The organism is Prevotella sp. MGM1 (genome assembly GCF_002933775.1).
Taxonomy (GTDB): domain Bacteria; phylum Bacteroidota; class Bacteroidia; order Bacteroidales; family Bacteroidaceae; genus Prevotella.
Genome location: NZ_BEWV01000132.1, coordinates 1 through 1,305, shown reverse-complemented (window position 1 = coordinate 1,305; position 1,305 = coordinate 1). Strand labels below are relative to the sequence as shown.

Annotated in this window: 1 protein-coding gene; it reads left to right on the top strand. The window is 46.3% G+C overall.

Annotated features, from left to right (window positions below; genetic code table 11):
- Nucleotides 1-216: 216 nt before the first annotated feature.
- On the top strand, nucleotides 217-1,305 hold a 1,089-nt coding region (locus tag MoGM_RS04605; protein WP_104368960.1), incomplete at its 3' end, for a site-specific integrase.

Below are 1,305 nucleotides of genomic sequence, written 5' to 3'. Positions count from 1 at the left end.
TAACACTATACTCTTGATACTCTCTCCCGCCCACCGGAAAAATCCGCTGACCCGTAAAAGACAAAGTTTCGTTACTAAATCGTTACCTATTCCCTGCCGGACAAAAAACGGTAACGATTTGTCCTCAAATGACCTGATAATGACTTGATTAGTCCATAGTCTGCATAACTCGAAAACGAGAGGTAAAAATTAATTTTGCAACTAAAAAAGTGAGTTATGAAATCGACATTCAAGGTTCTTTTTTATTTAAAGAAAGGTTCTGAAAAGAAAAACGGCGAGGTTATGATTATGGCACGCATCACCATAGACGGCAAACTTTGCCAGTTCAGTACAAAACAGAGCATCCAGCCCGACAACTGGAACACGGCTGCGGGCAAAGCCAAAGGCAGGGATGCCGGGAGGATAAACGCCCTTTTGGACGACATACGTTCTTCCCTGAACACCATTTACCACGAAATGCAGCGGCGTGACAACTATGTGACCGCCGAGAAAGTGAAGAACGAGTTTTTGGGACACAGCGAGAGCCACGAAACAATCCTTACCCTGTTCCAAAAGCACAATGACGATGTGAAGCAGCTTGTGGGCATATCCAAGACGATAGCGACCTACCGCAAGTATGAAGTTACCCGCCGCCACCTTGCCGAGTTCATTCAAAGCAAGTACAACGTATCGGACATATCCATAAAGGAGATTACCCCGATGTTCATTACCGATTTTGAGTTATACTTGCGTACCGCTTGCAAGTGCGGTTATAACACCACCGCCAAGTTCATGCAGTTCTTCAAGCGCATCATCATCATTGCCCGCAACAACGGCATACTGGTGGGCGACCCTTTCGCCAGCTACAAAATCCGGCTGGAGAAAGTGGACAGGGGTTATCTGACAGAGGACGAGATAAAAATCATCCTCAAAAAGAAAATGGTTTCCGAACGGCTGGAACACGTCAGGGACTTGTTCGTCTTTTCCTGTTTCTGCGGTCTTGCTTACAGCGATGTCGCCAACTTGCGGCAGGAGAATATCCAAAAGTCCTTTGACGGCAACCTTTGGATAATCACTAAACGGGTAAAGACCAACACGGACGTGAATGTCCCCCTGCTGGATATTCCCAAGATGATTTTGAAGAAGTACAAGGGCAAGTTGCCGGACGGCAAGATACTTCCCGTAATCAGCAATCAGAAGCTAAACGCCTATTTGAAAGAGATTGCCGATATTTGTGGAATTAAAAAGAATTTGACATTTCATCTCGCCCGCCACACGTTCGAGAAGCGGTATAAGGAAGTGCCCAGCGGATTCCGGCAGTGGGAT